General features: G+C 71.0%; 24 protein-coding genes. 10 read left to right on the forward strand and 14 right to left on the reverse strand.

Annotation, left to right across the window (positions count from 1 at the left end; all coding sequences use genetic code 11):
• The first annotated feature begins 2 nt into the window (after nt 1-2).
• From GPY60_RS05670 to GPY60_RS05685, 4 genes are all read left to right on the forward strand, one after another.
• Complete coding sequence (locus GPY60_RS05670; RefSeq protein ID WP_156686653.1) at nt 3-2,978, forward strand: bifunctional [glutamine synthetase] adenylyltransferase/[glutamine synthetase]-adenylyl-L-tyrosine phosphorylase; 2,976 nt, start codon at nt 3-5, stop codon at nt 2,976-2,978.
• A complete protein-coding gene (locus tag GPY60_RS05675; protein ID WP_156686654.1) occupies nt 2,975-3,622 on the forward strand; it encodes a PaaI family thioesterase in 648 nt (215 codons plus the stop codon). Before GPY60_RS05670 ends, GPY60_RS05675 begins: the two co-directional genes overlap by 4 nt.
• Nucleotides 3,619-4,479, forward strand: coding sequence for a TIGR03619 family F420-dependent LLM class oxidoreductase (locus GPY60_RS05680; protein WP_156686655.1), 861 nt, complete (start codon nt 3,619-3,621; stop codon nt 4,477-4,479). The genes GPY60_RS05675 and GPY60_RS05680 overlap by 4 nt, the downstream gene beginning before the upstream one ends.
• Before the next feature lie 91 nt (nt 4,480-4,570).
• On the forward strand, nt 4,571-5,308 hold the full coding sequence (locus GPY60_RS05685; protein WP_156686656.1) for a GAF and ANTAR domain-containing protein: 738 nt from the start codon (nt 4,571-4,573) through the stop codon (nt 5,306-5,308).
• A 15-nt stretch (nt 5,309-5,323) separates the two neighbouring features.
• Here the strand turns inward: GPY60_RS05685 and GPY60_RS26545 are convergent, their stop codons facing one another.
• The 4 genes from GPY60_RS26545 to glnA all read right to left on the reverse strand — a co-directional run bounded on the left by GPY60_RS26545 (nt 5,324) and on the right by glnA (nt 9,845).
• Entirely contained in the window at nt 5,324-5,494 is a 171-nt protein-coding gene (locus GPY60_RS26545; RefSeq protein ID WP_197283549.1) for a hypothetical protein, read from the reverse strand.
• A 94-nt stretch (nt 5,495-5,588) separates the two neighbouring features.
• Nucleotides 5,589-7,625, reverse strand: a complete 2,037-nt coding sequence (locus GPY60_RS05690; RefSeq protein WP_156686657.1) for a sensor domain-containing diguanylate cyclase — start codon at nt 7,623-7,625, stop codon at nt 5,589-5,591.
• Nucleotides 7,622-8,209 carry a biliverdin-producing heme oxygenase gene (locus GPY60_RS05695; protein ID WP_197283550.1) on the reverse strand — a complete coding sequence of 196 codons (588 nt, stop codon included), beginning with the start codon at nt 8,207-8,209 and terminating at the stop codon, nt 7,622-7,624. The genes GPY60_RS05690 and GPY60_RS05695 overlap by 4 nt, the downstream gene beginning before the upstream one ends.
• A 199-nt stretch (nt 8,210-8,408) precedes the next feature.
• Complete coding sequence (gene glnA / locus GPY60_RS05700) at nt 8,409-9,845, reverse strand: type I glutamate--ammonia ligase (RefSeq protein WP_156686659.1); 1,437 nt, start codon at nt 9,843-9,845, stop codon at nt 8,409-8,411.
• Between the two features lie 219 nt (nt 9,846-10,064).
• Here glnA and GPY60_RS05705 point away from each other — a divergent pair, with 219 nt between their 5' ends.
• A complete protein-coding gene (locus GPY60_RS05705) occupies nt 10,065-10,487 on the forward strand; it encodes an RDD family protein (protein ID WP_156686660.1) in 423 nt (140 codons plus the stop codon).
• Nucleotides 10,488-10,605: 118 nt separating this feature from the next.
• On the opposite strand, the gene GPY60_RS05710 is transcribed toward GPY60_RS05705, so the two are convergent.
• From GPY60_RS05710 to GPY60_RS05730, 5 genes are read right to left on the reverse strand one after another with little or no spacing between them, the layout of a single operon-like run.
• Nucleotides 10,606-11,358 carry a DUF4191 domain-containing protein gene (locus tag GPY60_RS05710; RefSeq protein ID WP_156686661.1) on the reverse strand — a complete coding sequence of 251 codons (753 nt, stop codon included), beginning with the start codon at nt 11,356-11,358 and terminating at the stop codon, nt 10,606-10,608.
• Between the two features lie 23 nt (nt 11,359-11,381).
• Nucleotides 11,382-12,314: a lipoyl synthase gene (gene lipA, locus GPY60_RS05715; RefSeq protein ID WP_156686662.1), complete on the reverse strand. Its 933-nt coding sequence runs from the start codon at nt 12,312-12,314 to the stop codon at nt 11,382-11,384.
• A complete protein-coding gene (lipB, locus tag GPY60_RS05720) occupies nt 12,311-13,009 on the reverse strand; it encodes a lipoyl(octanoyl) transferase LipB (RefSeq protein ID WP_156686663.1) in 699 nt (232 codons plus the stop codon). The genes lipA and lipB overlap by 4 nt, the downstream gene beginning before the upstream one ends.
• 51 nt (nt 13,010-13,060) lie before the next feature.
• Nucleotides 13,061-13,474, reverse strand: coding sequence for an ester cyclase (locus GPY60_RS05725; protein ID WP_156686664.1), 414 nt, complete (start codon nt 13,472-13,474; stop codon nt 13,061-13,063).
• Nucleotide 13,475: 1 nt separating this feature from the next.
• Nucleotides 13,476-14,150 (reverse strand): NADPH-dependent F420 reductase, encoded by a 675-nt coding sequence (locus GPY60_RS05730; protein ID WP_370462656.1) that lies wholly within the window; start codon nt 14,148-14,150, stop codon nt 13,476-13,478.
• Nucleotides 14,151-14,238: 88 nt separating this feature from the next.
• Between GPY60_RS05730 and GPY60_RS05735 the strand changes: the two genes are divergently transcribed.
• Nucleotides 14,239-14,562 carry a winged helix-turn-helix transcriptional regulator gene (locus tag GPY60_RS05735; protein WP_231639365.1) on the forward strand — a complete coding sequence of 108 codons (324 nt, stop codon included), beginning with the start codon at nt 14,239-14,241 and terminating at the stop codon, nt 14,560-14,562.
• A gap of 31 nt (nt 14,563-14,593) precedes the next feature.
• Here GPY60_RS05735 and GPY60_RS05740 read toward each other — a convergent pair whose 3' ends face one another.
• Entirely contained in the window at nt 14,594-15,517 is a 924-nt protein-coding gene (locus GPY60_RS05740) for a TIGR01777 family oxidoreductase (RefSeq protein WP_156686666.1), read from the reverse strand.
• A 16-nt stretch (nt 15,518-15,533) separates the two neighbouring features.
• Nucleotides 15,534-17,351 (reverse strand): 2-oxoglutarate dehydrogenase, E2 component, dihydrolipoamide succinyltransferase, encoded by a 1,818-nt coding sequence (sucB, locus tag GPY60_RS05745; protein ID WP_156686667.1) that lies wholly within the window; start codon nt 17,349-17,351, stop codon nt 15,534-15,536.
• A 194-nt stretch (nt 17,352-17,545) separates the two neighbouring features.
• Here sucB and GPY60_RS05750 point away from each other — a divergent pair, with 194 nt between their 5' ends.
• Nucleotides 17,546-19,321 carry an SDR family oxidoreductase gene (locus GPY60_RS05750; RefSeq protein WP_156686668.1) on the forward strand — a complete coding sequence of 592 codons (1,776 nt, stop codon included), beginning with the start codon at nt 17,546-17,548 and terminating at the stop codon, nt 19,319-19,321.
• A 31-nt stretch (nt 19,322-19,352) separates the two neighbouring features.
• Here the strand turns inward: GPY60_RS05750 and GPY60_RS05755 are convergent, their stop codons facing one another.
• Nucleotides 19,353-19,697, reverse strand: a complete 345-nt coding sequence (locus GPY60_RS05755) for an aminopeptidase (RefSeq protein WP_156686669.1) — start codon at nt 19,695-19,697, stop codon at nt 19,353-19,355.
• A 130-nt stretch (nt 19,698-19,827) separates the two neighbouring features.
• Between GPY60_RS05755 and GPY60_RS05760 the strand changes: the two genes are divergently transcribed.
• On the forward strand, nt 19,828-20,295 hold the full coding sequence (locus GPY60_RS05760) for an SRPBCC family protein (RefSeq protein ID WP_231639367.1): 468 nt from the start codon (nt 19,828-19,830) through the stop codon (nt 20,293-20,295).
• A 2-nt stretch (nt 20,296-20,297) separates the two neighbouring features.
• On the forward strand, nt 20,298-21,887 hold the full coding sequence (locus GPY60_RS05765) for a phytoene desaturase family protein (RefSeq protein ID WP_255457209.1): 1,590 nt from the start codon (nt 20,298-20,300) through the stop codon (nt 21,885-21,887).
• Nucleotides 21,888-21,895: 8 nt separating this feature from the next.
• On the opposite strand, the gene GPY60_RS05770 is transcribed toward GPY60_RS05765, so the two are convergent.
• Nucleotides 21,896-23,434: a leucyl aminopeptidase gene (locus GPY60_RS05770; protein ID WP_156686671.1), complete on the reverse strand. Its 1,539-nt coding sequence runs from the start codon at nt 23,432-23,434 to the stop codon at nt 21,896-21,898.
• Between the two features lie 15 nt (nt 23,435-23,449).
• Complete coding sequence (locus tag GPY60_RS05775) at nt 23,450-24,568, reverse strand: adenylate/guanylate cyclase domain-containing protein (RefSeq protein WP_156686672.1); 1,119 nt, start codon at nt 24,566-24,568, stop codon at nt 23,450-23,452.
• A 35-nt stretch (nt 24,569-24,603) separates the two neighbouring features.
• On the opposite strand from GPY60_RS05775, the gene gcvT reads away from it, so the two are divergent.
• Nucleotides 24,604-25,707 (forward strand): glycine cleavage system aminomethyltransferase GcvT, encoded by a 1,104-nt coding sequence (gene gcvT / locus GPY60_RS05780; RefSeq protein ID WP_156686673.1) that lies wholly within the window; start codon nt 24,604-24,606, stop codon nt 25,705-25,707.
• Nucleotides 25,708-25,731: the final 24 nt, after the last annotated feature.

A 25,731-nucleotide genomic window follows, 5' to 3' on the forward strand; every position in this document is an offset into this window, starting at 1 on the left:
TCGTGGTCGTGACCAAACCCGAGACGCAGCGCCCCCGGCTGCCGAGCGTCGGGCGACTCGGGTTGGTCGACCCGGCGGCGAGCGACCGCCTGACGGCCCTGGGCTGGTACGACCGCGACGAACGCGCCTATGTCGACCGCCTGTGGTCGCTGTCGCGCGCCCCGGATCCCGACGCCGCGCTGCTGGCCCTGGTGCGGCTGTCGGAGAACCCCGACAGCGACTGGGACGAGCTGAACGCCGCCCTGCTCGTCGAACGCCCGCTGCGAGGCCGGCTGTTCGCCGTGCTCGGCTCGTCGTTGGCCCTGGGCGATCACCTGGTGGCCAACCCGCAGTCGTGGAAGTTGCTGCGCGGCAACGTCCGACTGCCGTCGCGCGACCAGCTGGTGGAGACGTTCACCCAGTGCGCCGACGAGGCGGCGGGTTCGGCCGCGACGCGCCTGCGGATCCTCTACCGCGACCAGCTGCTGGTGCTCGCCGCCCTGGACCTGGCCGCGACCGTCGAGGACGAACCGGTCCTGCCGTTCACCGTGGTGGCCGCCCAGCTCTCGGACCTGGCCGACGCCGCGTTGGCGGCCGCCCTGCGGGTGGCCGAGCTCAGCGTCTGCGGCGACCGCACGCCGCCGCGGCTGGCCGTCATCGCGATGGGCAAATGCGGTGCGCGCGAACTGAATTACGTCAGCGACGTCGACGTCATCTTCGTCTCCGAGCGCGCCGACACCCTCAGCACCCGCGTCGCCAGCGAGATGATGCGGGTCGCCTCGTCGGCGTTCTTCGAGGTCGACGCCGGGCTGCGGCCCGAAGGCCGCAGCGGCGAGCTGGTCCGCACGCTCGAGTCGCACATCGCCTACTACCAGCGCTGGGCCAAGACGTGGGAATTCCAGGCGCTGCTCAAGGCGCGGGCGGCGGTGGGCGACAAGGACCTCGGCGAGCGTTACCTGGCCGCGCTGCAGCCCATGGTGTGGGTCGCCTGCGAGCGGGACGACTTCGTCGTCGAGGTCCAGGCCATGCGCCGCCGCGTCGAGCAGCTGGTGCCGGCCGACGTCCGCGCCCGCGAGATCAAGCTCGGCAGCGGCGGCCTGCGCGACGTCGAATTCGCCGTGCAGCTACTGCAATTGGTGCACGGCCGCAGCGACGACTCGCTGCACGTGGCGTCGACGGTCGACGCGCTCGCGGCGCTGGGACAGGGCGGCTACATCGGCCGCGAGGACGCGGCCAACCTCACGGCCTCCTACGAGTTCCTGCGGCTGCTCGAGCACCGGCTGCAGCTGCAGCGGCTCAAGCGCACCCACCTGCTGCCGGAGGTGGACGACGACGAGGCCGTGCGCTGGCTGGCCCGGGCGGCGCACATCCGGCCCGACGGCCGGCACGACGCGGCCGGTGTGCTGCGCGAAGAGTTGCGCCACCAGAACGTGCGGGTGTCGCAGCTGCACACCAAGCTCTTCTATCAGCCGCTGCTGGAGTCGATCGGGCCCACCGGCCTGGAGATCGCGCACGGCATGACCGCCGAGGCCGCCGAGCGGCAGCTGGCCGCGCTCGGTTACGAGGGGCCGCAGACGGCGCTCAAACACATGTCGGCCCTGGTCAACCAGAGCGGCCGGCGCGGTCGCGTGCAGGCGGTGCTGCTACCCCGGCTGCTCAACTGGATGTCCTACGCGCCCGACCCCGACGCCGGGCTGCTGTCCTACCGGCGGCTGTCCGAGGCGCTGGGCGGCGAGCGGTGGTACCTGTCGACGCTGCGGGACAAGCCGGCGGTCGCGAGGCGGCTCATGCACGTGCTCGGGACGTCCGCGTACGTGCCGGACCTGCTGATGCGCGCCCCGACCGTCATCGGAGATTACGCGGACGGCGCGTCCGGCCCGAAACTGCTCGAAACCGATCCCGACGCCGTGGCCCGCGGGCTCGTGACGTCCGCGGCCCGGCACCCCGATCCCGTCCGGGCCATCGCCGCGGCGCGCGCGCTGCGCCGCCGGGAGCTGGCCCGCATCGGGTCGGCGGACCTGCTCGGGTTCCTCGAAGTCCGGGAGGTGTGCCGGGCGCTGACGTCGGTGTGGGTGGCGGTGCTGCAGGCGGCGCTCGACGCGATGATCCGCGCCAACCTGCCCGCCGACGGGACCGCGCCGGCGGCGATCGCCGTGATCGGCATGGGACGGCTGGGGGGCGCCGAGCTCGGCTACGGCTCCGACGCCGACGTGATGTTCGTCTGCGAGCCCGCGCACGGGGTGGAGGAGTCGCGGGCGATTCGGTGGTCGACATCGGTGGCCGAGCAGGTGCGAACACTGCTGGGCACGCCCAGCGTGGACCCACCGCTGGAGGTCGACGCCAACCTGCGGCCGGAGGGGCGCAGCGGTCCGCTGGTCCGCACGCTCGGCGCGTACGCCAACTACTACGCGCAGTGGGCGCAGCCGTGGGAGGTCCAGGCCCTGCTCCGGGCCCACGCGGTGGCGGGCGACGCGGACCTGGGACAGCGGTTCATGCTGATGGCCGACCAGACGCGCTACCCGCCCGACGGGGTGTCCGCCGAAGCGGTCCACGAGATCCGCCGCATGAAGGCCCGCGTCGAGTCCGAACGGCTGCCGCGCGGCGCCGACCCCAACACCCACACCAAGCTGGGTCGCGGGGGACTGGCCGACATCGAGTGGACCGTGCAGCTGCTCCAGCTGCGTCACGCGCACGAGATCCCGGCCCTGCACAACACCTCGACGCTGGAGTCGCTGGACGTGATCGCGGCGACCGGCCTAGTGCCGGAGGACGAGGTGGAGCTGCTCCGGCAGGCGTGGCTGACGGCGACCCGCGCGCGCAACGCGCTGGTGCTGGTCCGCGGCAAGCCGACCGACCAGCTGCCGGGACCCGGGCGGCAACTCAACGCGGTCGCGGTCGCGGCGGGGTGGCCGACCGACGACGGCGGGGAGTTCCTGGACAACTATCTGCGGGTCACGCGGCGCGCAAAAGCGGTCGTGCGGAAGGTGTTCGGAAGTTGAGTCAGGAGGCCGGCGCGTTGGATGCCATTTTCGAGGTGCTCAGCGCGGAGGAGGCGCAAAGGGTCACGGCCCGGTATACGCCTTTGGCCGACGCCGTCCGGGAACTCATCGACGCCACCATCCGCACGGAGGCCGACGACGACGTCGTCGCCAGCGCGCGATCCGCGATCGAGGCGGTCACCGAGTCGTTGCGGCAACGGACCCGCCCGATCGGGGTGAGCTACCGCGTCGATGGGGCGCGCCCGCTGACGCTGGGAAACGCCGCGATCGGACTGGGCAATCCGATCGCCCCGCCCGTCATCGTCCACCACGAGGGCGGCGGCCGGTGCTGGAGCGAGTTCATTCTCGGGGCGGCCTACGAGGGGCCGCCCAAGCTGGTACACGGCGGGGTGAGCGCGCTGGTGCTCGACCACATGCTGGGCGAGGCCGCGAGCGAGGGGCTGTCCAAGCCGCGGTTCACCGGAACCATCACCGTGAAGTACCTGCGCGGCACTCCGCTTGGCCCGCTTCGGTCCGAGGCCTGGATCGAAGGCAAAGAGGGCGTCAAAGTCTTTGCCCGCGGGACGATCTCGGACGCCGCAGGAGTGACTGTCGAGGCCGACGGCGTCTTCATCGAGCCGTCGTGGGTGCGGAACGCCCAATGAGGTTCTACGTCAGCAGCGCATTCCTCAACACTCGCGAGATCATCGAGATCGCCAGGGCCGCCGACGAACTCGGCTACGACGGGATCGGGATCCCGGATCACGTCGTCAACCTGGAGACCCTCGAGACCCCGTACCCGTATACCAAAGACGGGCAACGGCGTTGGCAGCCCTTCACCGACTGGCCGGACCCCTGGGTCCTGGTCGGGGCGCTGGCGCAGGTCACCACCCGGCTGCGCTTCGTCACCACTGTGTACATCCCCGCGATGCGCAATCCCTACTCGGCCGCGAAAGCCATTGGCACGGCAGCGGTCCTGGCGTCGGGACGCGTGGAGCTGGGCATCGGGGTCGGCTGGTGCCGCGAGGAATTCGCCTTGATGGGCGAGCGATTCGACGCCCGCGGCAAGCGCACCGACGAGATCATCGACCTGATGCGCGCGCTGTGGGAACCGGGCTGGACGCAGTTCGACGGCGACTTCTATCGCGCGCCGCGGCTGGAGATGCAACCGACACCGCCGCCGATCCCGGTTTACGCCGGCGGGCTCAGCGACGCCGCGCTGCGCCGCGCGGCGCGCAACGACGGCTGGATCGGCGACCTGATCAAGACCGACCGCGCCATCGAGGCGGTGGGACGGCTGCGCGAGCTGCGGGCCGAAAATGGGCTGGGCATGGACGGTTTCACGATCCTGACGCCGCTCACCGACGCGTTCACCACCGCCGACTACCGGCGCGCGGCGGACGCCGGCATCACGGGCATCATCACCATGCCCTGGATGTTCTACGCCGGGCCGGACGCCACCCTGGCCGACAAGATCGACGGGATGCGCCGCTTCCGTAAGGACCTCGCCCTCGACGTTTAGGGCGGCGGGTTGAGCACCGGTGGCGGGGTGGATTTATCGCGCGGCCTACGGGGTAAAAACGCGGAAAACGTCCTGACGTTGGAGGGTCGGTATGAGGGGCGGAAACGGGGAAAGCGCCGCCGTCGAGAGCGATTCGACGGCCGTCGCCGCCTTGCTTGGCGAGCTGGCCCTGCAGATGCAGGCCGAGGAGGACTCCGGCGCCCTCCTGCGCACCATCGTCCGCGCCGGGGTGCACATCATGCCGGGCATCAGCTGGGCCGGCATCTCGCTGGTCCGTGGGAAGACGGTGGCGTCGGAAGCGCCGTCGGACGAGGTCGCCCGCGCGCTCGACCGCCTGCAGAGCGAGCTCGGCGAAGGACCCGCGATCAGCGCCCTGGCCGACGGGCGCACGGTGGCCATCCCGGACCTGGCCGAGGAAACGCGGTGGCCGCGTTTCGTCGCCGCGGCCACCGAGAGTGGTGTGCGGTGCATCCTTGCGTTCCGGCTGTTCGTTCAGCGTGGCGCCCTGGGCACGCTGAATCTGTATGGGCCGCAACCGCACATGTTCACCGACGAGTCCGTTGCCGTCGGCGAGATCCTGGCCCAACACGCGGCGGTCGCGATGGTGGGGGCCGCCGCCGAGGAGGGCGCACGGGCCGCCATCGAGAGCCGTGACCTGATCGGTCAGGCCAAGGGCATCATCATGCACCGGGACAGCCTCGACGGGCTGCAAGCATTCGCCCTGCTCACCCGCGCGTCCCAGGACGCCAACGTCAAGCTCGCCGACGTCGCACGCCTCGTGGTCAACGAGTTCGAAAAGGGGCTGAGCGCGCGGCGAACGCGTCGGTGAGCCGGCCGGCCGAGGTCACCGTTGCGTCGGGCCCGCCGTGGGCACGTCGGGGTCGTCGTCGGCGGGCGGCTCCGGATCCCGCCATTCCTCGGCGCGGCTCGGCCGATTTCCCTGCAGGTAGCCGCTCATCTCGTGCTTGAGGGCCTCGTCGTCCCGTGGGCTGTGCTTGGCGTTACCGCGCTCCATTGGTCCCCCTTTGCCGATCGTCGCTCACTGGCTACCCGCTGGGGCACCGCCTCACGCCGGTGAACGCGCGCCGGGAGGCACAAACGGGCGCAGCTCACCGATGGCTATCGGGGGCGGTTCGCGCGCGCTGATGCTTGTCTTCGTACATCGCGGCGTCGGCCCGCTTCAGCAGGTGGTGCGGTTCTTCGGGCCCGACCGCGAGCGCCACACCGATCGCCGCGCTCATCGTCAGGCGCAGGTCTGGGGCGACGACGATCGGCTCGCGCATCGAGCGTCGGATCCGGTCGGCCACCAGGGCGGCGCCCTCGGCATCCGTCCCCGGCAGCAGGACGACGAATTCGTCGCCGCCGAACCTCGCCGCGGGCGGTGCCTCGGCATCTGCGCGCCCCACGAAGTCGTGTCCGACGCGGGTCACCTCGGCGATGCGCCGCGCAACCTCGCGCAGCACGCAGTCGCCCGCATCGTGGCCATACTCGTCGTTGACCCGCTTGAAGCGGTCGAGGTCGATGAACAGGGCGGCCACCGGATGTGCCGGTGTCGCAGCCGCAAGCATGGCGGCCATGACCTTGCTCAGCTGGCGCCGATTCGGCAGCCCGGTCAGCGGGTCGTGCAGGCCGAGGTACGCGAGTTTGGCCTGGGCGCGGCTCAGTTGGACTGACTCGACGTCGTGCGCCAGCAGCCGCGCGGTCTGCAGGTCGGCCTCCGTCCACGGCTCGCTCGAGCCGCTGACCAGTTCCAGCCAGGTGTCGAAGGACCTTCTCGGGTTGATCAATCCGGCGGCGTCGGCGCGCGGGTCGCCCAACCACCGAAGCTGCTGTGGTCGGTCGCGCCGGAACCAGGCGACGAAGTCGTCCGGCGCACCCAGCGCGACGAACAAGCAACCGGCCGCACCGACGGCGTCCGCCGTTGGCCGGTCCAGGCGCTCTGTGCACCACGTCGCGCCCGGGGGTTGCGAAGCCCGGATCTCGCCCGCGAGCCTGCGCACGGCATCCTCAGGCGGGGCCGCACCCAGGGACCGGTATTGCCCGTCCACGGATGCTGCGGCACCGTCGGCCCGGCAGAGCTCCAGCAGATCGCTCGGGGCGGCCGCGAGTCCCTCGGCGACGGCCGGCGCCGCCTGCATCGCCTCCCGGAGGCGGGTGCGGATGGACTCGCGGCGCGCCGCGTCGTGGAGCCGGGAGATCTGTTCGGCGGCCGATACCTGAAGTTTGGCCTGCAGGACCAGCAGTTCACACGACCTGCGTTTGGAGCGCGGGAGCCATTGCGGGCTCTCGGAGATGCACGAGACGAGCCTGGACAGCCGGCCCCCCTCGACCATGGAGAACGACACGCTCGCCACCGTCTTCATGTTGCGCATGTACTCCAGGTGGAACGGGGAGACGCTGCGCAGCGCGGCACGGCTCAGGTCGAGACTTCGCCCCGCCATTCGCGGCGAGGGGATCAGGGCGACGTCGCCTTCGTCGACGTCGGGGATGTAACGCGACGCCTTGCGGGTGTAGATCTGCCGGGCCTGGGGCGGAATGTCGGTGGCCGGGAAGTGGTGGCCGAGGTAGCGCACCAGTCCCGGACGGCGGTCGTCGGCGACGATCTCCCCGTGCTCGTCGTCGTGGAACCGGTAGACCATGGCGCGGTCGAACCCGGTCAGGGTGCGCAGCGCCCCGGCCACGGCGGCCTCGATGTCGGGCACGCTGGTCGCCTCGCCGATTGCCTGCGAGGCGTAGAGGACTGGGACGAGATTGGACTGGTCGTCGCCGTGTGACCGCTCGATCTCAATGACGACCTGTTCGTCCACCCGGTGCAGGATCACGTCGACCCGGACCTCGTGGGATGCGCCCCCGGCGGCCGGGCGCATCCCGTAGAGGTCGGGCGACGACGGCCGGTAGCCGGTCTGCTCGATCGCCTGGCCGAGTCGCTCGCGTTCGTCGGGGGAAAAGATGCCCGCGAGCGGCGCGTCGAGAAGCCGCTCGGGCGGCGCCCCGATCACCTCGGCGGTGTTGGCGCTGGCGTACGTGATCCGGTAATCCTCCAGATCGGCGGCCACCAGCGCGCCATGCGCCTGGATCCGGCCGGACAGGTGCAGCTGCTCGCTCGCGCAGTCCTCGGGCGACACCGGACGGCCGTGGGCGGTCATCGGGCCGCGCCCGGGGTGGTGGATGGCCCGTCCAGGAGGTCGCGTATCAACGCGAAGGCGGCGAGCGCGCCCGCGACCACCCGGTCCGGGTTCGCCCCGGATTCGCCGAACACATCGAGCGCCGTCCTGAAGCGACGCCAGAGCCGGCCAAGGTCGAGATTCTCCGAGGCGAAGAACGACCGGGGAAAGTCGGCGCCGCTGGAGGCGGCGAGGTTGGCGACGATCACCCGGCCGCCGAGGACCGACCCGGCCGCCACGTATGCCGCGCCCACCTTCTCGTCGCGGCCCCCGCGCAACCCGGTGGCCAGGACGGGCGCGTCCCGTCGGGGGCCTCCGGCCGCGCAAGGCACCCGCTCCCGCATCGACGCGATGTCCGCACGCAGCGCATGCGTCCGCGTCAGCAGGTCGACGCCCGTGCCGAGCGTGTTCGTGACCGTCTCCCGGCTGAACTCCGTGACCGCGGTGTGGAACGTCAGCAGCGCGTCGAGGACGGCCAGGTACTCAGATGCATCGGGGCGGGTGAAATCGAGACGCATGGCCGCCTCGGCGGTCCGGTGTGCGTGCGCCGTGCTCTGGCGGAGCACTCGTGAGAGGCGAGGCCCGCTCGGCCGGGCTGAAGCGGCAGCCCCGGCCCCGCGCGCGCTGGCGTGATCCACCCTCGGAGGATAGAGCGTCGCCGATGGCACTGGAACCGTAATCTCGCGACAACGACATAGGTGTGCCCCCCGCTTCGCGACGCCGTGGCGGCCGCCGCGAAGCAGGTGGACTCACCCGATGGTCGGGTTAGACGTCGTAGTAGAGGGCGAATTCGTACGGGTGCGGCCGCACCTGAACCGGCAGGATCTCGTTCTCGCGCTTGAAGCTGATCCACGTCTCGATGAGGTCGGGCGTGAAAACCCCGCCCTCGGTGAGGTATTCGTGGTCCTCTTCCAGGCGGTCGATCACCGCGGACAGCTGGGTGGGCGCCTGCGGGATGTTGGCGGCCTCCTCCGGCGGGAGCTCGTAGAGGTCCTTGTCGACCGGCGCCTGCGGCTCGATCTTCTTCTTGATCCCGTCCAGGCCCGCCATCAGCATGGCGGCGAACGCCAGGTAGGGGTTGCCCGACGAGTCGGGGCAACGGAACTCCAGCCGCTTCGCCTTCGGGTTGCTGCCGGTGATCGGGATACGCACGCAGGCCGAGCGGTTGCGCTGGCTGTACACCAGGTTGATCGGCGCCTCGAACCCGGGAACCAGCCGCTTGTAGGAGTTCACCGTCGGGTTGGTGAACGCCAGCAGCGACGGCGCGTGGTGCAGCAGGCCGCCGATGTAGTGGCGGGCGGTGTCCGACAGGCCGGCGTAACCGGTCTCGTCGTACATCAGCGGGTTGCCGTCCTTCCACAGCGACTGGTGGGTGTGCATGCCGGACCCGTTGTCACCGAACAGCGGCTTGGGCATGAAGGTGACCGTCTTGCCGTTCTGCCACGCGGTGTTCTTGACGATGTACTTATACAGCTGCATGTCGTCGGCGGCGTGCAGCAGCGTGTTGAACTTGTAGTTGATCTCGGCCTGGCCGCCGGTGCCCACCTCGTGGTGGCCCTTCTCCAGGCTGAAGCCGGCCTTGATCAGGTTCTGCAGCATCTTGGCGCGCAGGTCGACGTAGTGGTCGACGGGCGCGACGGGGAAGTAACCGCCCTTGGGGCGCACCTTGTAACCGCGGTTGGGGCTGCCGTCGAGCTCGGTCGGCGAGCCGGTGTTCCACCACCCGGAGATCGCGTCGATCTCGTAGAACGAGCCGTTGGTGCGCGAGTCGAAGCTGACCGAGTCGAAGATGTAGAACTCGGCCTCGGCGCCGAAGTACGCGGTGTCGGCCACGCCGGTGCTCACCAAGTAGTTCTCGGCCTTGCGGGCGATGTTGCGCGGGTCGCGCGAGTACGGCTCAAGGGTGAACGGGTCGTGCACGAAGAAGTTCAGGTTCAGCGTCGGGGCCTCGGTGAACAGGTCGATCTGTGCGGTGGCCGGGTCGGGGAGCAGCAACATGTCGGATTCGTGGATCGACTGGAACCCGCGGATCGACGAGCCGTCGAAGGCCAGGCCGTCCTCGAAGACGCTTTCGTCGAAAAACGAGACCGGAATTGTGAAGTGCTGCATGATGCCCGGCAAGTCACAGAACCGGACGTCGACAAACTCGATGCCTTGGTCCTTCACGAGTTTGAAGACGTCGTCGGGCGTCGTTTCCGTCACAGAAATGCTCCTTTACTTGGTGAGATCCGCGGCCGACGCTATGGAGCAGATGTTGCCCGCCAGTCAATTCGGTGTTGCACGGAGGTTACGTGACCACGCCGCCCGCAGCAGAGCCCGGTTTGCCGGCGGGATCTATTGTGGGGCCATGGACGGCAAGATCGTATCCGGTTCGGTGCCCGATCGCACCGCGGTGTGCCGGCGCGATCGGGGTTCCGGCCGATGACCCAGGAATCCCGGCCGGCGTACCCGGGCGAGCGCCTCGGATTGCCCGAGAGCGGGCCCGGATCGCTGGCGCCGATGGGCCGCCGGCTGGCCGCCCTGATGGTCGACTGGCTGATCGCCTACGGCCTGGCGGCGCTGGCCCTGCGCTTCGGCGCGTTTCCTCCGTCGCAGCTGTCGACCGCGGTCTTGGCCATCTGGTTCGTGCTCGGCCTGGTGGCCGTCCGCCTTTTCACCTTCACACCCGGCCAGCTGGTGTTGCGGCTGCAGGTGGTGCCGGTCGACGGGCGGGCCTCCCTCGGGATCGGCCGGCTCGCGGCGCGCGGGCTGATCCTCGCGTTGGTGATACCGGCGCTGTTCACCGACGCCGACGGCCGCGGCCTGCACGATCGGCTGAGTGGGACCGCGGTGGTGCGGCGCTAGCAGGCGGGCCTTGGGCGGGCGCCGAACGTGCGGCCAGCTTCACGCTCGGCGCCGAGCGTTCGGCCAGCTTCACACTCGGCGACCCGCGGCGGCCCGCTCCGCCGGCCTTGCGATCGCCTTATCGACGGCGGACGGTGCGTTGCACCCCGCGCATCTTGCCGGCGTTGGGCAGCGGCCCCTTCGGCATCACGGCGGCGCCGGCACGTGACCCGAGCGCGGCGAGGCGCGACTCCAGCGAGTCGATCTGCTTGGTGGTGATGTTCTTCGGCAGGCGGGTCAGGTGGCGCTCCAGCTTGGCCAGGGGTACCTCCCCGTCACCATGGCCCACGACGACGTCGTAGATCGGCACCTCGCCGACCAGCCGGGCGGTGCGCTTCTTCTCCTGCGCCAGAAGCGGTTTCACCCGCGCCGGCGCGCCCTCGCCGACCAGGATGACGCCGGGCCGGCCGAGCACCCGGTGCACGGCGTCGAAGTGGCCCGTCGCTGCCACACCCGGAGTCACCCGCCAACCGCCGCGCAGGTTGTCCAGCACCCAGGCCGCCGCGCCGGTTTGGCCCTCGGCCTTGGAGAAGACGGATCGCTGGGCCCGGCGGCTGAAGATGATGAACGCCACCAGGCCGCCCAGCACCACGCCGAACAGAATGAGGCTGATCATCGTGATCCCGCCGACCCACACCCCGACGCCCACGGACACGCCGACGATCAACACGAAGGCGCCGACCATGTAGGGCAGCAGGCGCTTGTCCTCCTGGCGCTGCATGGTGAACGCCTGCCACATTTGCGCCCGGCGCTCCTTTGCGGCCGCCTTGCGGGCGGCCGCCGCCTGCGCCCTCGCGGCCTTGTTCTCGGCGGCGGTGCGGGGTTTAGCCATAGTCAAAGAATACGTATGCGCCGCTACGGCGCCGAGGCGCGGCGGCGGGCGGCCTGCTCGTAGAGTCGACCCGCCCGGTACGAGGAGCGCACCAGCGGCCCGGCCAGCACCCCCGCGAAGCCGAGGGCCTCGGCGTGCTCGGCGAACTCGACGAACTCCTCGGGCCGCACCCAGCGCTCGACGGGGTGGTGGCGCGCCGACGGCCGCAGGTATTGGGTGATGGTGACGATGTCGCAACCGGCGGCGCGCAGGTCGGCCAGCGCGGCGCGCACTTCGTCGGGCGTCTCGCCCAGGCCCAGGATCAGGTTGCTCTTGGTGACCAGCCCGGCGTCGCGCGCCGCGGTCAGCACGTCCAAGCTGCGCCGGTAGGTGAACGCCGGGCGGATCCGCTTGAAGATGCGCGGCACCGTTTCGACGTTGTGCGCCAAAACTTCCGGCCGTGAGCCGAACACCTCGGCCAGCCGCGCGGGCTCGCCGTTGAAGTCGGGCACCAGGAGCTCGACGCCGGTCGACGGGTTGAGGTCCTTGATGGCGCGGACGGTCTCGGCATACAGCCAGGCCCCGCCGTCGGGCAGGTCGTCGCGGGCCACGCCCGTGATGGTGGCGTACCGCAGCCCCATGGTCCGGACGCTCTCGGCGACCCGGCGGGGCTCGTCGCGGTCCAGGGCGGCCGGCTTGCCGGTGTCGATCTGGCAGAAGTCGCACCGACGGGTGCACTGGTCGCCGCCGATCAGAAACGTGGCTTCCCGGTCTTCCCAACACTCGAAGATGTTGGGGCAGCCGGCCTCCTCGCACACCGTGTGCAGACCCTCGCGCTTGACCAGGCCCTTGAGCTGGGTGTACTCGGGGCCCATCCGCGCCCGGACCCTGATCCACGGCGGCTTGCGCTCGATCGGGGTCTCCGCGTTGCGCACCTCGAGGCGCAGCAGCTTGCGGCCTTCCGGTGCGACAGTCACGTCGCCGATGCTACGCGCGCGGCGGGCGAATGGTCCCGGACCGGCAGGGCGCCGTCCAGGGCATCGCACACGGCGACGGCGACGGCGGCGCGGACGTCGGCGACGGTGACGGTGCGGTCCAGCTCGGCCGACAGCGACGTCACACCCGCGTCGGTGATGCCGCACGGCACGATCGGGCCGTACGCGGACAGGTCGCAGTCACAGTTGAGCGCGAAACCGTGCAGGGTGGTCCCGCGCGACACCCGCACCCCGATGGCGGCCACCTTGCGCTCGGGCCGTCCGCCGCCGGCCGGCACCCAGACCCCGGACCGGCCCTGGACGCGGATCGTGTCCAGGCCCAGGTCGGCGCACACCTTGATCAGCGATTCCTCAACGCGCCGAACGTAGTTCACCACGTCGAGCGGCTCGGCCAGCCCGATGATCGGGTAGCCCACCAGCTGCCCCGGCCCGTGCCAGGTGATCTTGCCGCCGCGGTCGGTGTCGACGACCGGGGCCCCGTCGGTGGGCCTCTCGTCCGGCTGCGTGCGGCGGCCGGCGGTGTAGACGGGCAGGTGCTCGAGAAGCAGCAGCGTGTCGGCACCGCCGGCGACCCTGGCGTCGGCCAATTCGCGCTGCAGTTGCCAGGCGGTGCGGTAGTCGACCGTCCCCAGCTGGCGAACGTCCACCGGAGCCGAGGCCGAGCGAATGGAGCTCATGCTCCCGAGGTTACTCAGGTGTCACGCGGCTCAGCGAGGCCCAAGTGACCCTCACCACTGCACGGTGGTGCCGTCGACCTCGCGCGGGGGCGTCACCGTCGCCCAGCGCTCGACGATCTTGCCGTTCGCCAGCCGCCACAACACGAACCCGTGGAACTCCACTCGCTTGCCGGTGTGCGCGTCGGTGCCGGTCCAGATGTTGCGCACCATCACCTTGTCGCCCTCGGCGAGCGACTCGACGACCTCGACGTGTAGGTCGGGCATCGACTGGTGCATCGCCGCCATCATGGCCCGGTCACCCGCGCGATCGGTCGGCTTGCCGCCGGGGCCGTCGTGGTCGTAGAAGTCGTCCGACAGGTTGCGGTCGATCGCCGTCAGGTCCTTCTTGTTCACGAAGTCGTCGAAATGCTCGATCACCAACCGGCGGTTGCGTTCGGGTTCGGAATCCGGGAGCCCCGACGACACGTCAGGCTTCCTGCTCGGCCGACTTGCGGAGCAGGCCGAAGGCGAAGTTCGGCCCGAGTCCGCGGCGCAGCGCGAGGTGGATCCACAGCAGGCCGTAGGGCTCCAGCAGCCGGGCCACGGCCAGGTCCCCGGCGTCGACGGTCTCGAAGCCGAGTTCGGAGACCAAGCCCGCGCAGGCCGCCTTCGCGCCGTCGTCGCCGCACAGGAACATCACCGGGGCGCCCGGCAGCCGGGGACGGTCCATCAACGGTGCGCCAATCTGGTTCATCGCCTTGCACACTCGCGCGCCGGGCGCCCACCCGCCGATTTGCTCCGCCCCGGAGGTGGTGTGCCCGACCGTCAGCGCCGTCAGGTCGGGGGTGAGGGGATTGGTGCAGTCCATGAGGACGGTGCCGGACAGGTCGCCGCATTCCTCGAGGGCCGCGCGGGTGTTCTGCCACGGCGTGCAGAGCACCACGACGTCGCTGCCGTCGGCGGCGACGGCGTTGGTGGCGGCCGGGATCCCGAGGTCGCCGTACTTGGGATCGCCGGGGTTGCGCACGCCGAAGGTGACGTCGTGGCCGGCGCTCCACGCGGTGCCCAGGGTGCGGCCGACATTGCCGGCCCCGATAATCGCGATCTTGATCGTCGGCTCCCTTGCGATGGTTTCAGCCCGGCGGGATACTGCTGCTCGCAGACTTCGTGCGTCTGCCCAGAACCTACGGGGCGGGCGGGGACGTGGACAAGAACGCACCTTTGTGTGGGGTACTGACCGGGAGGTTAGTGTGAGCGACGACTTCAACTGTCCGGTGGAGGCCACGCTCGCGGTGATCGGCGGCAAATGGAAAGCCGTGCTGATTTACCACATGATGACCGGCGGCACGCATCGCTTCGCCGAATTGCGGCGCAAGACAACGGGAATCAGCGAACGGGTGCTGTCGCGTCAGCTGCGCGAGCTGGAGGCCGACGGCATCCTGCGCAGGGAGGTGTTCCCTGAAGTGCCACCGCGCGTTGAGTATTCGCTGACCGAATACGGCATGACGCTGCGGCCGGTGACCAAGGCGATGTGCGACTGGGGCAAGCGGCATATGGCGGCGGGCGCCGCCTGATCCGGGTTGCCCGTCCGCAGGACGTGGCGGCTCAGTCGGGCTCGGGGCGGGCGGTCGCATAGCCGAGCGCCTCGCCGATCGTGTTGTGGTGGAACCGGAATCCGGCGCGTTCCAGGGCCGACGGGATGGCGCGCTGACCGATCAGCAGGCCCTCGTCGGCGAACTCGCCGAGGACCGCCCGGATCGCGAAGGCGGGCACCATGAGTGGGGTGGGCCGGTTGAGCGCGCGGCCGAACGCGGCGGTGAACTCCGCGTTGGTGACCGGCGCGGGCCCGGTCATGTTGACCGGCCCGGACAGCGACGGATTGTTGATCGCGAAGAGGAGCGCCCGCACCTCGTCCTCGAGGCTGATCCACGACATGTACTGACGGCCGCTGCCCAGCCGGGCGCCCAGGCCGGTCGAGAACAGCGGCCGCATCATCCGCAGCGCACCACCCCCGGGCGACAGAACGATACCGGTGCGCGCCAGCACGACGCGGGCCCCGCCGTACTGGGCCGGCAGCGTGGCCGCCTCCCAGTCCTCGCATAGCTGGGCCAGGAAACCGCTTCCGGCGCGGTCGTTTTCGTCGACGACGCGGTCCTTGGTGTCGCCGTAGAAGCCCACCGCGCTCGCGTTGACCAACGTCTCGACGCCGGCGTCGGCGACGGCGTTGGCCAGCACCTCGGTGGGCGTGATGCGGCTGTCCCGCAGGTTCTGCTTGAACGCGCCCGACCAGCGTCGCTGGCCGATGTTGACTCCGCACAGGTTGACGACGGCGTCGACGTCGGCGAGCGCGTCGGCATCGAACTCACCGCTCTCCGGATTCCAGTGCAGCTCTTCGGAATTCGCCGGAGCGCGGCGCACGATGCGGAGCACCGGGTGGTCGGCGGCGCGCAGCGCGGCGGCCAGGGCCGAGCCGATGAGCCCGGACGAACCCGCTATCGCGATGACGGCCTTGTGACCATCTCGAGCCACAGTTCGAAAGCCTCCCTCACAGTCCGAGATCGGCCTCGAATGCTCCCTCTTCGAGCCGATGCTTGATCGTGGTCACGAAACGTCCGGCGTCGGCGCCGTCGATCAAACGGTGGTCATAGGTCAGCGGCAGGTAGCAGATCGAGCGCACCCCGATCGATTCGTTGCCGAACTCGTCGACGATCACTCGCGGCCGCTTGACGATGGCCCCGGTGCCCAGCATCGCGGCCTGCGGCGGGACCAGGATCGGGGTATCGAAGAGCGCGCCCTGGCTGCCGATGTTCGTGATCGTGAAGGTGCCGCCGGACAACTCGTCGGGCTTGAGGTTCCCGGACCGGGCCCGCGCGGCGATGTCGGCGATCGCCCGCGCCAGCCCCGCCAGCGAAAGGTCACCGGCGTTGTGGATGACGGGGGAGAGCAGACCCTGCTCGGTGTCGACCGCGAAGCCGAGGTGCTCGGCCTCGTGATAGGTGATCTCTTTGGTGTCCTCGTTGTAGCTGGCGTTGATGTTGGGGTGGGTCTTCAGGGCGTCGATGACGGCGCGCGCGATGAACGGCAGGTAGGTCAGGTTCACGCCCTCGCGCTCGGCGAACGCCTCCTTGGCCCGGGCCCGCAGGCCGACGATCCGGGTCATGTCGACCTCGTGGGTCTGGGTGAGCTGGGCGGTGGCCTGCAGGGACTCGCGCGTCTTGGCCGCCGTGAGCTGGCGGATGCGGCTGGCCTTCTGCGTGGTGCCGCGCAGGTGCGCCAGCGCCGGTGCCGGGGTCGGTGCGGCCGCCGGCGCCGCCTTGGCCGCGGGAGCAGGGGCTTGCGCCGGGGCGGGCGCGGGCGCTTGCCGCTGCGACTCCTGTTTCTTCTCTGCGGCGGCCAGGACGTCCTGCTTGCGGATGCGCCCGCCCACCCCGGTGCCGGTGACGGCGCTCAGGTCGATGTTGTGCTCGGACGCGAGCTTGCGCACCAGCGGCGTCACGTAGGGGCTGTCCGAGCTGCCCGTGTCGGACGGCTGCGCCTGCGCCGGTTGGGGTTTGGGCTCGGGCTTCGGCTGGGCCGCGGGTTGGGGCTGGGCCTGGGCCGCGGGTTGGGGCTGGGCCTCCGCCCTGGGCTCCGGTTTCGGCTCCGGCTTGGGCTCCGGCTTCGGTTCCGGTTTGGGTTCCGGCTTCGGCTGGGGTTGCGCGGGGCCGCGGCCGTCGGCGCCCTGGGCGCTCGAACCGATGCGCGCCAGCTCGCCGCCCACCGCGACGGTGTCGTCCTCCTCTGCGGTGATGCTGACCAGGACGCCGGCCACCGGGGAGGGGATCTCGGTGTCCACCTTGTCGGTGGAAACCTCGACGAGCGGCTCGTCGACCTGGATCGAGTCGCCCACCTTCTTCAGCCACCGCGTCACGGTGCCCTCGGTCACCGACTCGCCCAGTTCGGGCATCAGCACCGGAGTCGCGTCTCCGGAGCCCCCGCCGGATGGTTGCGGTGCCGGGGCGGCCGGTTGCGGCTCGGGCTCCGGCTGGGCGGCCTGCGGCTCGGGCTCCGGTTCGCTGGGGGCCGCCGGGGCTTCCGGAGCTGCTGGAGTTTCTGTGGGCGCCGGGGAGGACCCGCCGCCCTCGGACGCGTCGCCGATGAGGGCGAGGTCCCCGCCCACCTCCACGGTGTCGTCCTCCTGCGCGATGATCTTGGTCAGCACGCCGGCCGCCGGCGAGGGGATTTCGGTGTCGACCTTGTCGGTGGAGACCTCGACGAGCGGCTCGTCGACCTCGACCGTGTCGCCCTCCTGCTTGAGCCAGCGAGTGACCGTCCCCTCGGTGACGCTCTCACCGAGTGCGGGCATCTGGACGGAGAAGGCCATCTTTTCTGACTCCTCGATCGCTCGTGGGTCGGGGCTACATCTGGCGTACCACAGCGCGGTGTGGCGGGGGCGGAACCGAGAACCATCCTGTCACTGCGCGCCCACCGGCACACAGTCAGGGCGGCCCCGGCTTTGCCGGGTGCGGCGCTAACCGCTTGCTACGGTGTGCCCACGTAGCGAGACGTGGAGGTCTTATGCCGGCGACATCACAGGCGCCCCAGCAGTTCGTCGACAGCGCGGACGGCGCGCGCATCGCGGTCTACGAGGAGGGCAAGCCCGACGGTCCCACCGTCGTGCTGGTGCACGGCTGGCCCGACTCGCACGTGTTGTGGGACGGCGTGGTTCCGCTGCTGGCCGAACGGTTCCGCGTCATCCGCTACGACAACCGCGGGGTCGGGCTGTCGTCGGCGCCCAGACCCGTCGCCGCCTATCGCATGGAACGCTTCGCCGACGACTTCGCCGCCGTGATCGGCGAGCTGAGCCCCGGCGGGCCGGCGCACGTGCTGGCCCACGACTGGGGGTCGGTCGGGGTCTGGGAATACCTCACCCGGCCCGGCGCCGGTGACCGGGTCGCGTCCTTCACCTCGGTGTCGGGCCCCAGCCAGGATCAACTCGCGGAGTTCATCTTCGGCGGCCTGCGCCGGCCGTGGCGGCCGCGCACCTTTTTGCGGGCGCTCGTCCAGGGCCTGCGCCTGACGTACATGGTGCTGTTCTCCATTCCCGTGCTGGCACCGTTGGCGTTGCGGCTGGCGCTGTCGAGCGCCGCGATCAGGCGCAGCATCGTCGACAACCTCCCCGCCGAGCAGATCCACCATTCCGACAAGCTGGCCGCGGACGCGGCGCGCTCGGTAAAGGTGTATCCCGCCAACTACTTTCGGACGTATTCGCGCAAGCGGCCGGTGCCGGTGATCGACGTGCCGGTGCAGCTCGTCGTCAACACCGAGGACCCCTACGTGCGGCCGTACGGCTACGAACACACCGCGCGGTGGGTGCCGCGGCTGTGGCGCCGCGACATCAAGGCCGGGCACTTCTCGCCGATGTCGCATCCGCAGGTGATGGCGGCGGCGGTGCACGACCTCGCCGATGTGGCCGAAGGGGGGCAGCCGGGCCGCGCCCTCCTGCGCGCTCAGGTCGGGCGCGCGCGCGACGAGTTCGGCGACACGCTGGTGGCCATCACGGGCGCCGGGAGCGGCATCGGCCGTGAGACCGCGTTCGCCTTCGCCCGCAAGGGCGCCGAGGTGGTGGTCAGCGACATCGACGAGGCCGCCGTCAAGGAGACGGCCGCCGAGATCGCCGCGCGCGGCGGGATGGCCCACCCGTACGTGCTCGACGTGTCCGACGCCGACGCGGTCGAGGCGTTCGCCGAACGGATCAGCGCCGAGCACGGCGTCCCCGACGTCGTGATCAACAACGCCGGCATCGGGCAGGCGGGGGCCTTCCTCGACACCCCGGCCGAAACCTTCGAGCGGGTGCTCGAAATCAACTTCGGCGGCGTGGTCAACGGCTGCCGCTCGTTCGGTCGGCGCCTGGTAGACCGCGGCACCGGCGGGCACATCGTCAACGTGGCGTCCATGGCCGCCTACATGCCGCTGCAGTCGCTGAGCGCCTACTGCAGCTCGAAGGCGGCGACCTTCATGTTCTCCGACTGCCTGCGCGCCGAGCTCGACGCGGCCGGGGTCGGGCTGACGACGATCTGCCCCGGGGTCATCAACACCAACATCCTCGACGCCACCCACTTCCACGCCTCCGCTGGGAAGGGGGCGGAGCACGTCGAGGGTCGGCAGGGGCAGCTCAAGAAGTTGTTCGCGCTGCGCCGCTACGGGCCCGACAAGGTCGCCGAGGCGATCGTGTCGTCGGTCGCCAAGAACAAGCCGATCCGCCCGGTGGCGCCGGAAGCCTATGCCGGCTACGTGGCCTCGCGCGTGGCGCCGCAGGCGCTACGCAGCACGGCCCGCGTGCGGGTCATCTAGCGGCGTCCCCACTGCGCCGCGCTTGTGGTCGTCACACGCCGGCTCTCGGCGCGCCCTCGCGCCGCATCAGCAGCGCGCCGGCGATCGCGATGATCCCGATGACGGCGAGCGGGATCGTCCACGTGCGCCGGCTGCCCACGGCCGACTGGCACTGCGCGACGTAGTCGGTGTGCGGCACGACCTGGTTGAGGATCGGGATGTTCGCCACGCTGGTGTCGTTGGCGTTCCGGGCCGCGGACAGGTCGGTCGCGACCGCGTTGCCGCAGCCGATGTTGTGGCCGTTGCCGTCCGAGATCGAAACCGGCGCCAGCAGCCCGATGACGCCGGCCAGCAAGAGCACGGCGCCCACTGCGATGATCAAACGTCGCACCGTCACGATGCGCCTCCGTCCCTGGTTGGGTCTGGTATCGGCGGATAGCCGCTGGCCAGGGAGGCTAAACCGCCGCGCGCATGGTTTAGGCCGGCCGGGGTACCCCTAGCCACATGCCGGTGCGAAAGGATAGTCGATGACAGCGACCCGACAGATGGCCACGACGCGCGAGGTGCGGGCTTCCCGCAAGGAGATCTGGGACGCGTTGGCCGACGGATGGACCTACACGCAGTGGGTGGTGGGCAACAGCCGGACCCGTGCGGTCGACCACAACTGGCCGGAGCCGGGTTCGGCCATCAAGCACTCGGTCGGGGTGTGGCCGCTGGTGATCAGCGACCAGACGGTGGTCGAAAGCTGCACGCCCGAGGAGGAACTCGTCCTGCGCGCGGGCATCGGACCGCTCGGCGCCATGCTCATCACGCTGCGGCTGGAGGACCTGCCCGACGGCGGCTGCCGGATCTACATGGTCGAGACGCCGGCCGAGGGCCCGGTCAACCTGATCCCGGACCGGCTTGTGCTGGCCGCGGTCTACCCGCGCAACCGCGAGTGCCTGCTGCGGCTGACGGCGCTCGCCGAGCGCCTTCAGCCCAGTCAGGTCGAGTAAGCGTGCCCGAGACCGCGGACGCCGTCGTCATCGGAGCGGGACACCATGGCCTGGTCGCGGCGTCGATGCTGGCGGACGCGGGCTGGGACGTGCTGGTCCTCGAGGCCCAGCCGGAGCCCGGCGGCGCCGTCCGCAGCGCCGAGCTGACACCGGGGTACGTCACCGACCTGTTCAGCTCGTACTACCCCATGACCGCCGCCTCGCCGGCCATCGCGGCCCTGCACCTCGAGGACCATGGCCTGCGGTGGTCGCACGCGCCCGCGGTGGTCGGACACCCGCGCAGCGGCTCCGACGAGGATCCGCCCGTCATCTACCACGACGCCGCCCGCACGGCGGCGGAACTGGCGCGCCGCCACCCGTCCGACGGGGACAACTGGCTGCGGGCGGTCGAGCTGTGGGACACCGTGAAGGCCGCGCTGCTCGACACCCTGCTCGCGCCCTTCCCGCCCGTGCGCCCGCTGCTGCGGCTGCTCACCAAACTCGGCACGGCGGAGTCGATCCGGTTCGCCCGCCTGCTGATCGAGCCGGCCAACGACATGGCCAGGCACCTGTTCGACGGCGACGCGCCGCGAACGCTGTTGCTGGGCAACGCCATGCACGCCGACATCCCGCCGGACGCGCCGCTGAGCGGCGCCATGGGGTTCCTGATGACGATGCTCGCCCAAGACGTCGGCTGGCCGGTGCCGGTCGGCGGGTCCGGTCAACTCACGGCCGCCCTGGTGCGGCGGGCCGAGTCGGCGGGGGCTCGGATCGAGTGCAACGAGAAGGTCGCGCGCATCCAGGTGCGCGGCGGCCGGGCGGTCGGTGTGACGACCGCCGCCGGCCGCACGGTGCAGGCGCGGCGGGCGGTGGTGGCCGACGTCACCGCGCCCCAGCTGTTCGGCGACATGTTGCCGCCAGACTCGCTTCCGGCCGGCATGCTGCGCGAACTGAAGGACTTCGAGTGGGATCCCCCCGTGACGAAGGTGAACTACACCCTCGACGGGCTGATCCCGTGGAAGGCCGAAAGCCTGCAAGGCGTGGGCACCGTCCACCTGGGCGCCGACGGCGACGGGCTGGTGCGGTGGATGGCCGACCTGAACACCCGTGTCGTGCCCGAGCGCCCGTTCATGCTGCTGGGCCAGACCACCACGGCCGACCCGACGAGGTCACCCTCGGGCACCGAAAGTGTTTGGGCGTACACGCATTTGCCGCGCAACGTGGCCGACGACGCGTCCGCCGAGCGGATCGCCGACGCGATGGACCGCGTCATCGAGGACCACGCGCCCGGCTTCGGTTCGCGGGTCGTCGGCAGGTTCGTGCAGCGCCCGTCGGACCTGGAGGCCAGCGACGCCAACCTGCACATGGGTGCGGTCAACGGCGGCACGTCGCAACTGCAGCAGATGCTCGTGTTTCGCCCGCTGCCGGGGATGGGCCGCGCCGAAACACCCGTCGAGGGCCTCTATTTGGGCAGCGCGTCGGCCACGCCGGGCGGCTCGGTGCACGGCGCCTGCGGGCGCAACGCCTCCAAGGCCGCGCTGGCGGCCGGCCGCGTCACCGGGTGGCCGCGCCGGAAATTAAGCAGCGCGGTGCTGTCCCGAATGCTGAAATAGCCTGACCGTCAACCGTTTTCGGCGATGTCCTCGAGCACGGCGAACATCGTGCGGGTCGGGACGCCGGTCGCGCCCTTGGGCGTGTATCCCCACGGGCCGCCGGTGTTGTACGCCGGCCCGGCCACGTCGATGTGCGCCCAGCCCACCCCGTCGGCGACGAACTCGCGCAGGAACACCCCGGCCACCAGCATGCCCGCGAACCGCTGCCCGCTGATGTTGGACAGGTCGGCCACGGTCGACTTCAGGTCGTCCTTGAGTTCGTCGGGCAGCGGCATCGGCCAGGCGTTCTCGCCGACGCGCTGGGAAATGGCGGCGACGCGGTCGCGGACCTCGTCGCTGCCCATCACCCCCGGGATGCGCGCGCCCAGCGCGACGGTCTGGGCCCCGGTGAGCGTGGACGTCTCGATCAGGTAATCGGGGTTGTCCTCGCACGCGCGGACGATGGCGTCGGCGAGGATGAGCCGGCCTTCGGCGTCGGTGTTCTGCACCTCGACGGTGGTGCCGCCGTACTGGGTCAGCACGTCGCCGGGCCGCTGCGCCGTGCCCGACGGCATGTTCTCGGCCATCGGGACGGTGGCGATCACGTCGATCGGCAGTTGCAGCTGCGCGGCCAGGGCGACCGTCGCGATCACCGCCGCGGCGCCGCCCATGTCGGAGGTCATGTAGTGCATCGACGCGGCCGGCTTGATCGAGATGCCGCCGGTGTCGAACGTGATGCCCTTGCCCACCAGCGCCACCCGCTTCGCCTTGCCGCGGCGGCCCTTGGCGCCCCGGTGCGTGAGCCGCACCAGCCGCGGCGGTCGCGACGAGCCCTGGCCCACCCCGATCAGCCCGCCGTAACCGCCCCTCTGCAAGGCCTTTTCGTCGAGGACCTGCACCTCGAGGCCGACGGCCTCACCGAACGCCTTTGCGCGGGCGGCGAACTCGGCCGGATACAGGTGGCTCGGGGGAGTGTTGACGAAGTCGCGGGCCGTGGCGACGGCGGTGGCGACGGCCGCCGCGTGCGCCGCCTGCTTCTTGGCGTCCTTGGCAATGGCGAGCACGGTGATCTTGCGCAGCCCTTTGTCTTTCGGCGCGGTCTTCTCGCTGCGGAACGCGGTGAACCGGTAGCTGCCCAGCACCAGGCCCTCGACGGCGGCCTCGCACACGCCGTCGCCGGGCAGCTCGGCCAGCGTGGTGAGCACCGACTCGGCGCCGTTGAGCGAGCGCGCGGCCACCCCGGCGGCGCGGCGGACGGTGTCGGCCGGCCACTGCGCGCGCGGCTTGCCCAGGCCGACCGCCAGCACACTGGCCACCGGCAGCGACGGCACCACCAGGCGGTGCACCTGCTCGCTGCCGCCGGTCGCGTTCAGCGCCCGCAGCCCGGCCTCGATCTCCGCGACCGCCTCGGCGGGCAGGAACGGTTCCGCCGATGCGAGGGCCGCACCGGGGCGCTCCTCGTCGCCGGTCGAGACGACCGGCACGATCAGGACCGATTCAGTGCCGCGTTTGGGCAGCGAGGCGGCGACGGTGACGGAGGGGGCCTGGTAGCCGGGTGCGGTGCTCACGGGCATCCACCCTAGTCACCGGGGCGGCGGCGGTCCTCCGGCATCCCCGCGGCCCAACTCGTACGCGGTCACCGGGACGTCGAAGCCCTTGAGGGTCAACGGGCCAAGCGCGGTCGCGGGCCAGTCCGGGATTTCGTCGCGCAGCCCCGACGAGACCAGGACCTGGCCCGGCACCGCGACGCCCACGAGGCGCGCGGCCAGGTTGACCGGGCTGCCGAAGTAGTCGCCGTTGATGGCCAGCACCGGGCCGAAGGCGAGGCCGGCGCGCACCTGCAGGCCCACCTCGCGCGCCCGGGGGTGGTCGACGAGGTCGACGGCGGCCTTGGCGAGCCGCTCGGGCGACGCGCTGACCCACATCACCTCGTCGCCGATGAACTTCACCACCCGGCCCCCGTCGGCGTGCACCACGTCGGAGACGGCGCCGGCGAACTCGTTGAGCAGCGCCGACAACTGGGCGGGGGTGAGCGCGTGGGTGAGCGCCGTGAACCCCGACAGGTCCGCAAACCCGATGCCACACACCACGCTTGCCGACGTGTCGCGCAGCACGCCCTCGAAATGCGCCCGCGCGCTGGTCAGGTGGTGGCGGTGCACGATGTCGATCAGCGCCCCGATCCGCGGGACGAACTCGGCGATGGCGCGGTACGCCTGCGCCGTGGCGAGCTCGTCGTTGGTGTAGTTCATCTGGATGTCGGGCATCCCGGCGCGGATCGTGGTCGACTCGGCCTCCGCCAGCCGGGCCATGGTGGCGCCCATGACCCGCAGCAGCCCGAACGCCCCGTCCTCCCCGACCACCCTTTTCAGGGCGACCCAGGTGGCCAGGGCGTCGACGTCGGCCTGGCTGAGCACCGGCACGTCGGGACCGGCGACCGTCAGCCCCAGCAACGCCCAGGCACGACCCACGTCGTCGGCCGACAGGCCGAGTTCGTCGGCCGCGCCCTGCAGCGTGTACACCGGCCGTCCCGACCATTGCAGGACGTCACCCGCCAGACCGAACAGCCGTCCGCGGCGCTCGGCCTCGACCATGTCGTCGAGCGTGAAGCCGAGCCCGTCCAGGTACTTGATCAGGTCGGCCCGCTCGCGCGCGTTGGCGATTCCGGCTGCCTCGAGGACGTCGAAGTCCAGCGGATCGGACACCTCCCCAAGTGTGCCAGGGTTGGCGATTAGGGTGAATCGCCGTGACCGATGACGTGCAGCACGGACCGTTGGAAGAGCGCCACCGCGAGCTCGGCGCCACCTTCGCCGAATTCGGCGGATGGCTGATGCCGGTGGCCTACGCCGGCACCGTCAGCGAGCACAACGCCACCCGCAACGCCGTCGGGCTGTTCGACGTCAGCCACCTCGGCAAGGCGTCGGTCCGCGGCCCGGGCGCCGCCGGGTTCGTCAACTCCGCGCTCACCAACGATCTCGACCGCATCGGCCCCGGCAAGGCCCAATACACGTTGTGCTGCAACGACTCCGGCGGCGTCATCGACGACCTGATCGCCTACTACGTCGACGACGACGAGATCTTCCTGGTGCCCAACGCCGCCAACACCGCCGCGGTGGTCGAGGCGCTTGCGGCGGCCGCACCCGACGGCGTGACCGTCACCAACCAGCACCGTTCCTTCGCGGTGCTGGCCGTGCAGGGGCCGCGATCCGCTGCCGTGCTCACCGAACTCGGCCTGCCGGCCGACATGGACTACATGGCCTACGCCGACGCGTCGTACTCGGGGGTGCCGGTGCGGGTGTGCCGCACCGGCTACACCGGCGAGCACGGCTACGAACTGGTGCCGCCCTGGGAGTCGGCGGCCGTGGTGTTCGACGCGCTGGCCGCGGCGGTCCGCGCCGCCGGGGGCGAGCCCGCCGGCCTGGGTGCGCGCGACACGCTGCGCACCGAGATGGGCTATCCGCTGCACGGCCACGAGCTTTCGCCCGAGATCTCGCCGCTGCAGGCCCGGTGCGGCTGGGCGATCGGCTGGAAGAAGGACGCCTTCTTCGGCCGCGATGCGCTGCTGGCCGAGAAGGAGGCGGGCCCCCGGCGGCTGCTGCGCGGACTGCGGATGGTCGGGCGCGGCGTGCTGCGCCCCGGCCTGACGGTGCTCGACGGGGACGCGCCCGTCGGCGTCACCACCTCAGGGACCTTTTCCCCGACCCTGCAGGCAGGAATCGGGCTGGCGCTGATCGACACCGACGCCGGGGTCGACGACGGCCGCCGCGTGACCGTCGACGTCCGCGGCCGCGCGGTCGAGTGCGAAGTGGTGCGCCCGCCGTTCGTCGCCACCAAAACTCGCTAGCGGGGCGGATATACAATCGGGCCC

Origin of the sequence: Mycobacterium sp. Marseille-P9652, from assembly GCF_902652685.1 — a bacterium.
Lineage (GTDB): Bacteria > Actinomycetota > Actinomycetes > Mycobacteriales > Mycobacteriaceae > Mycobacterium.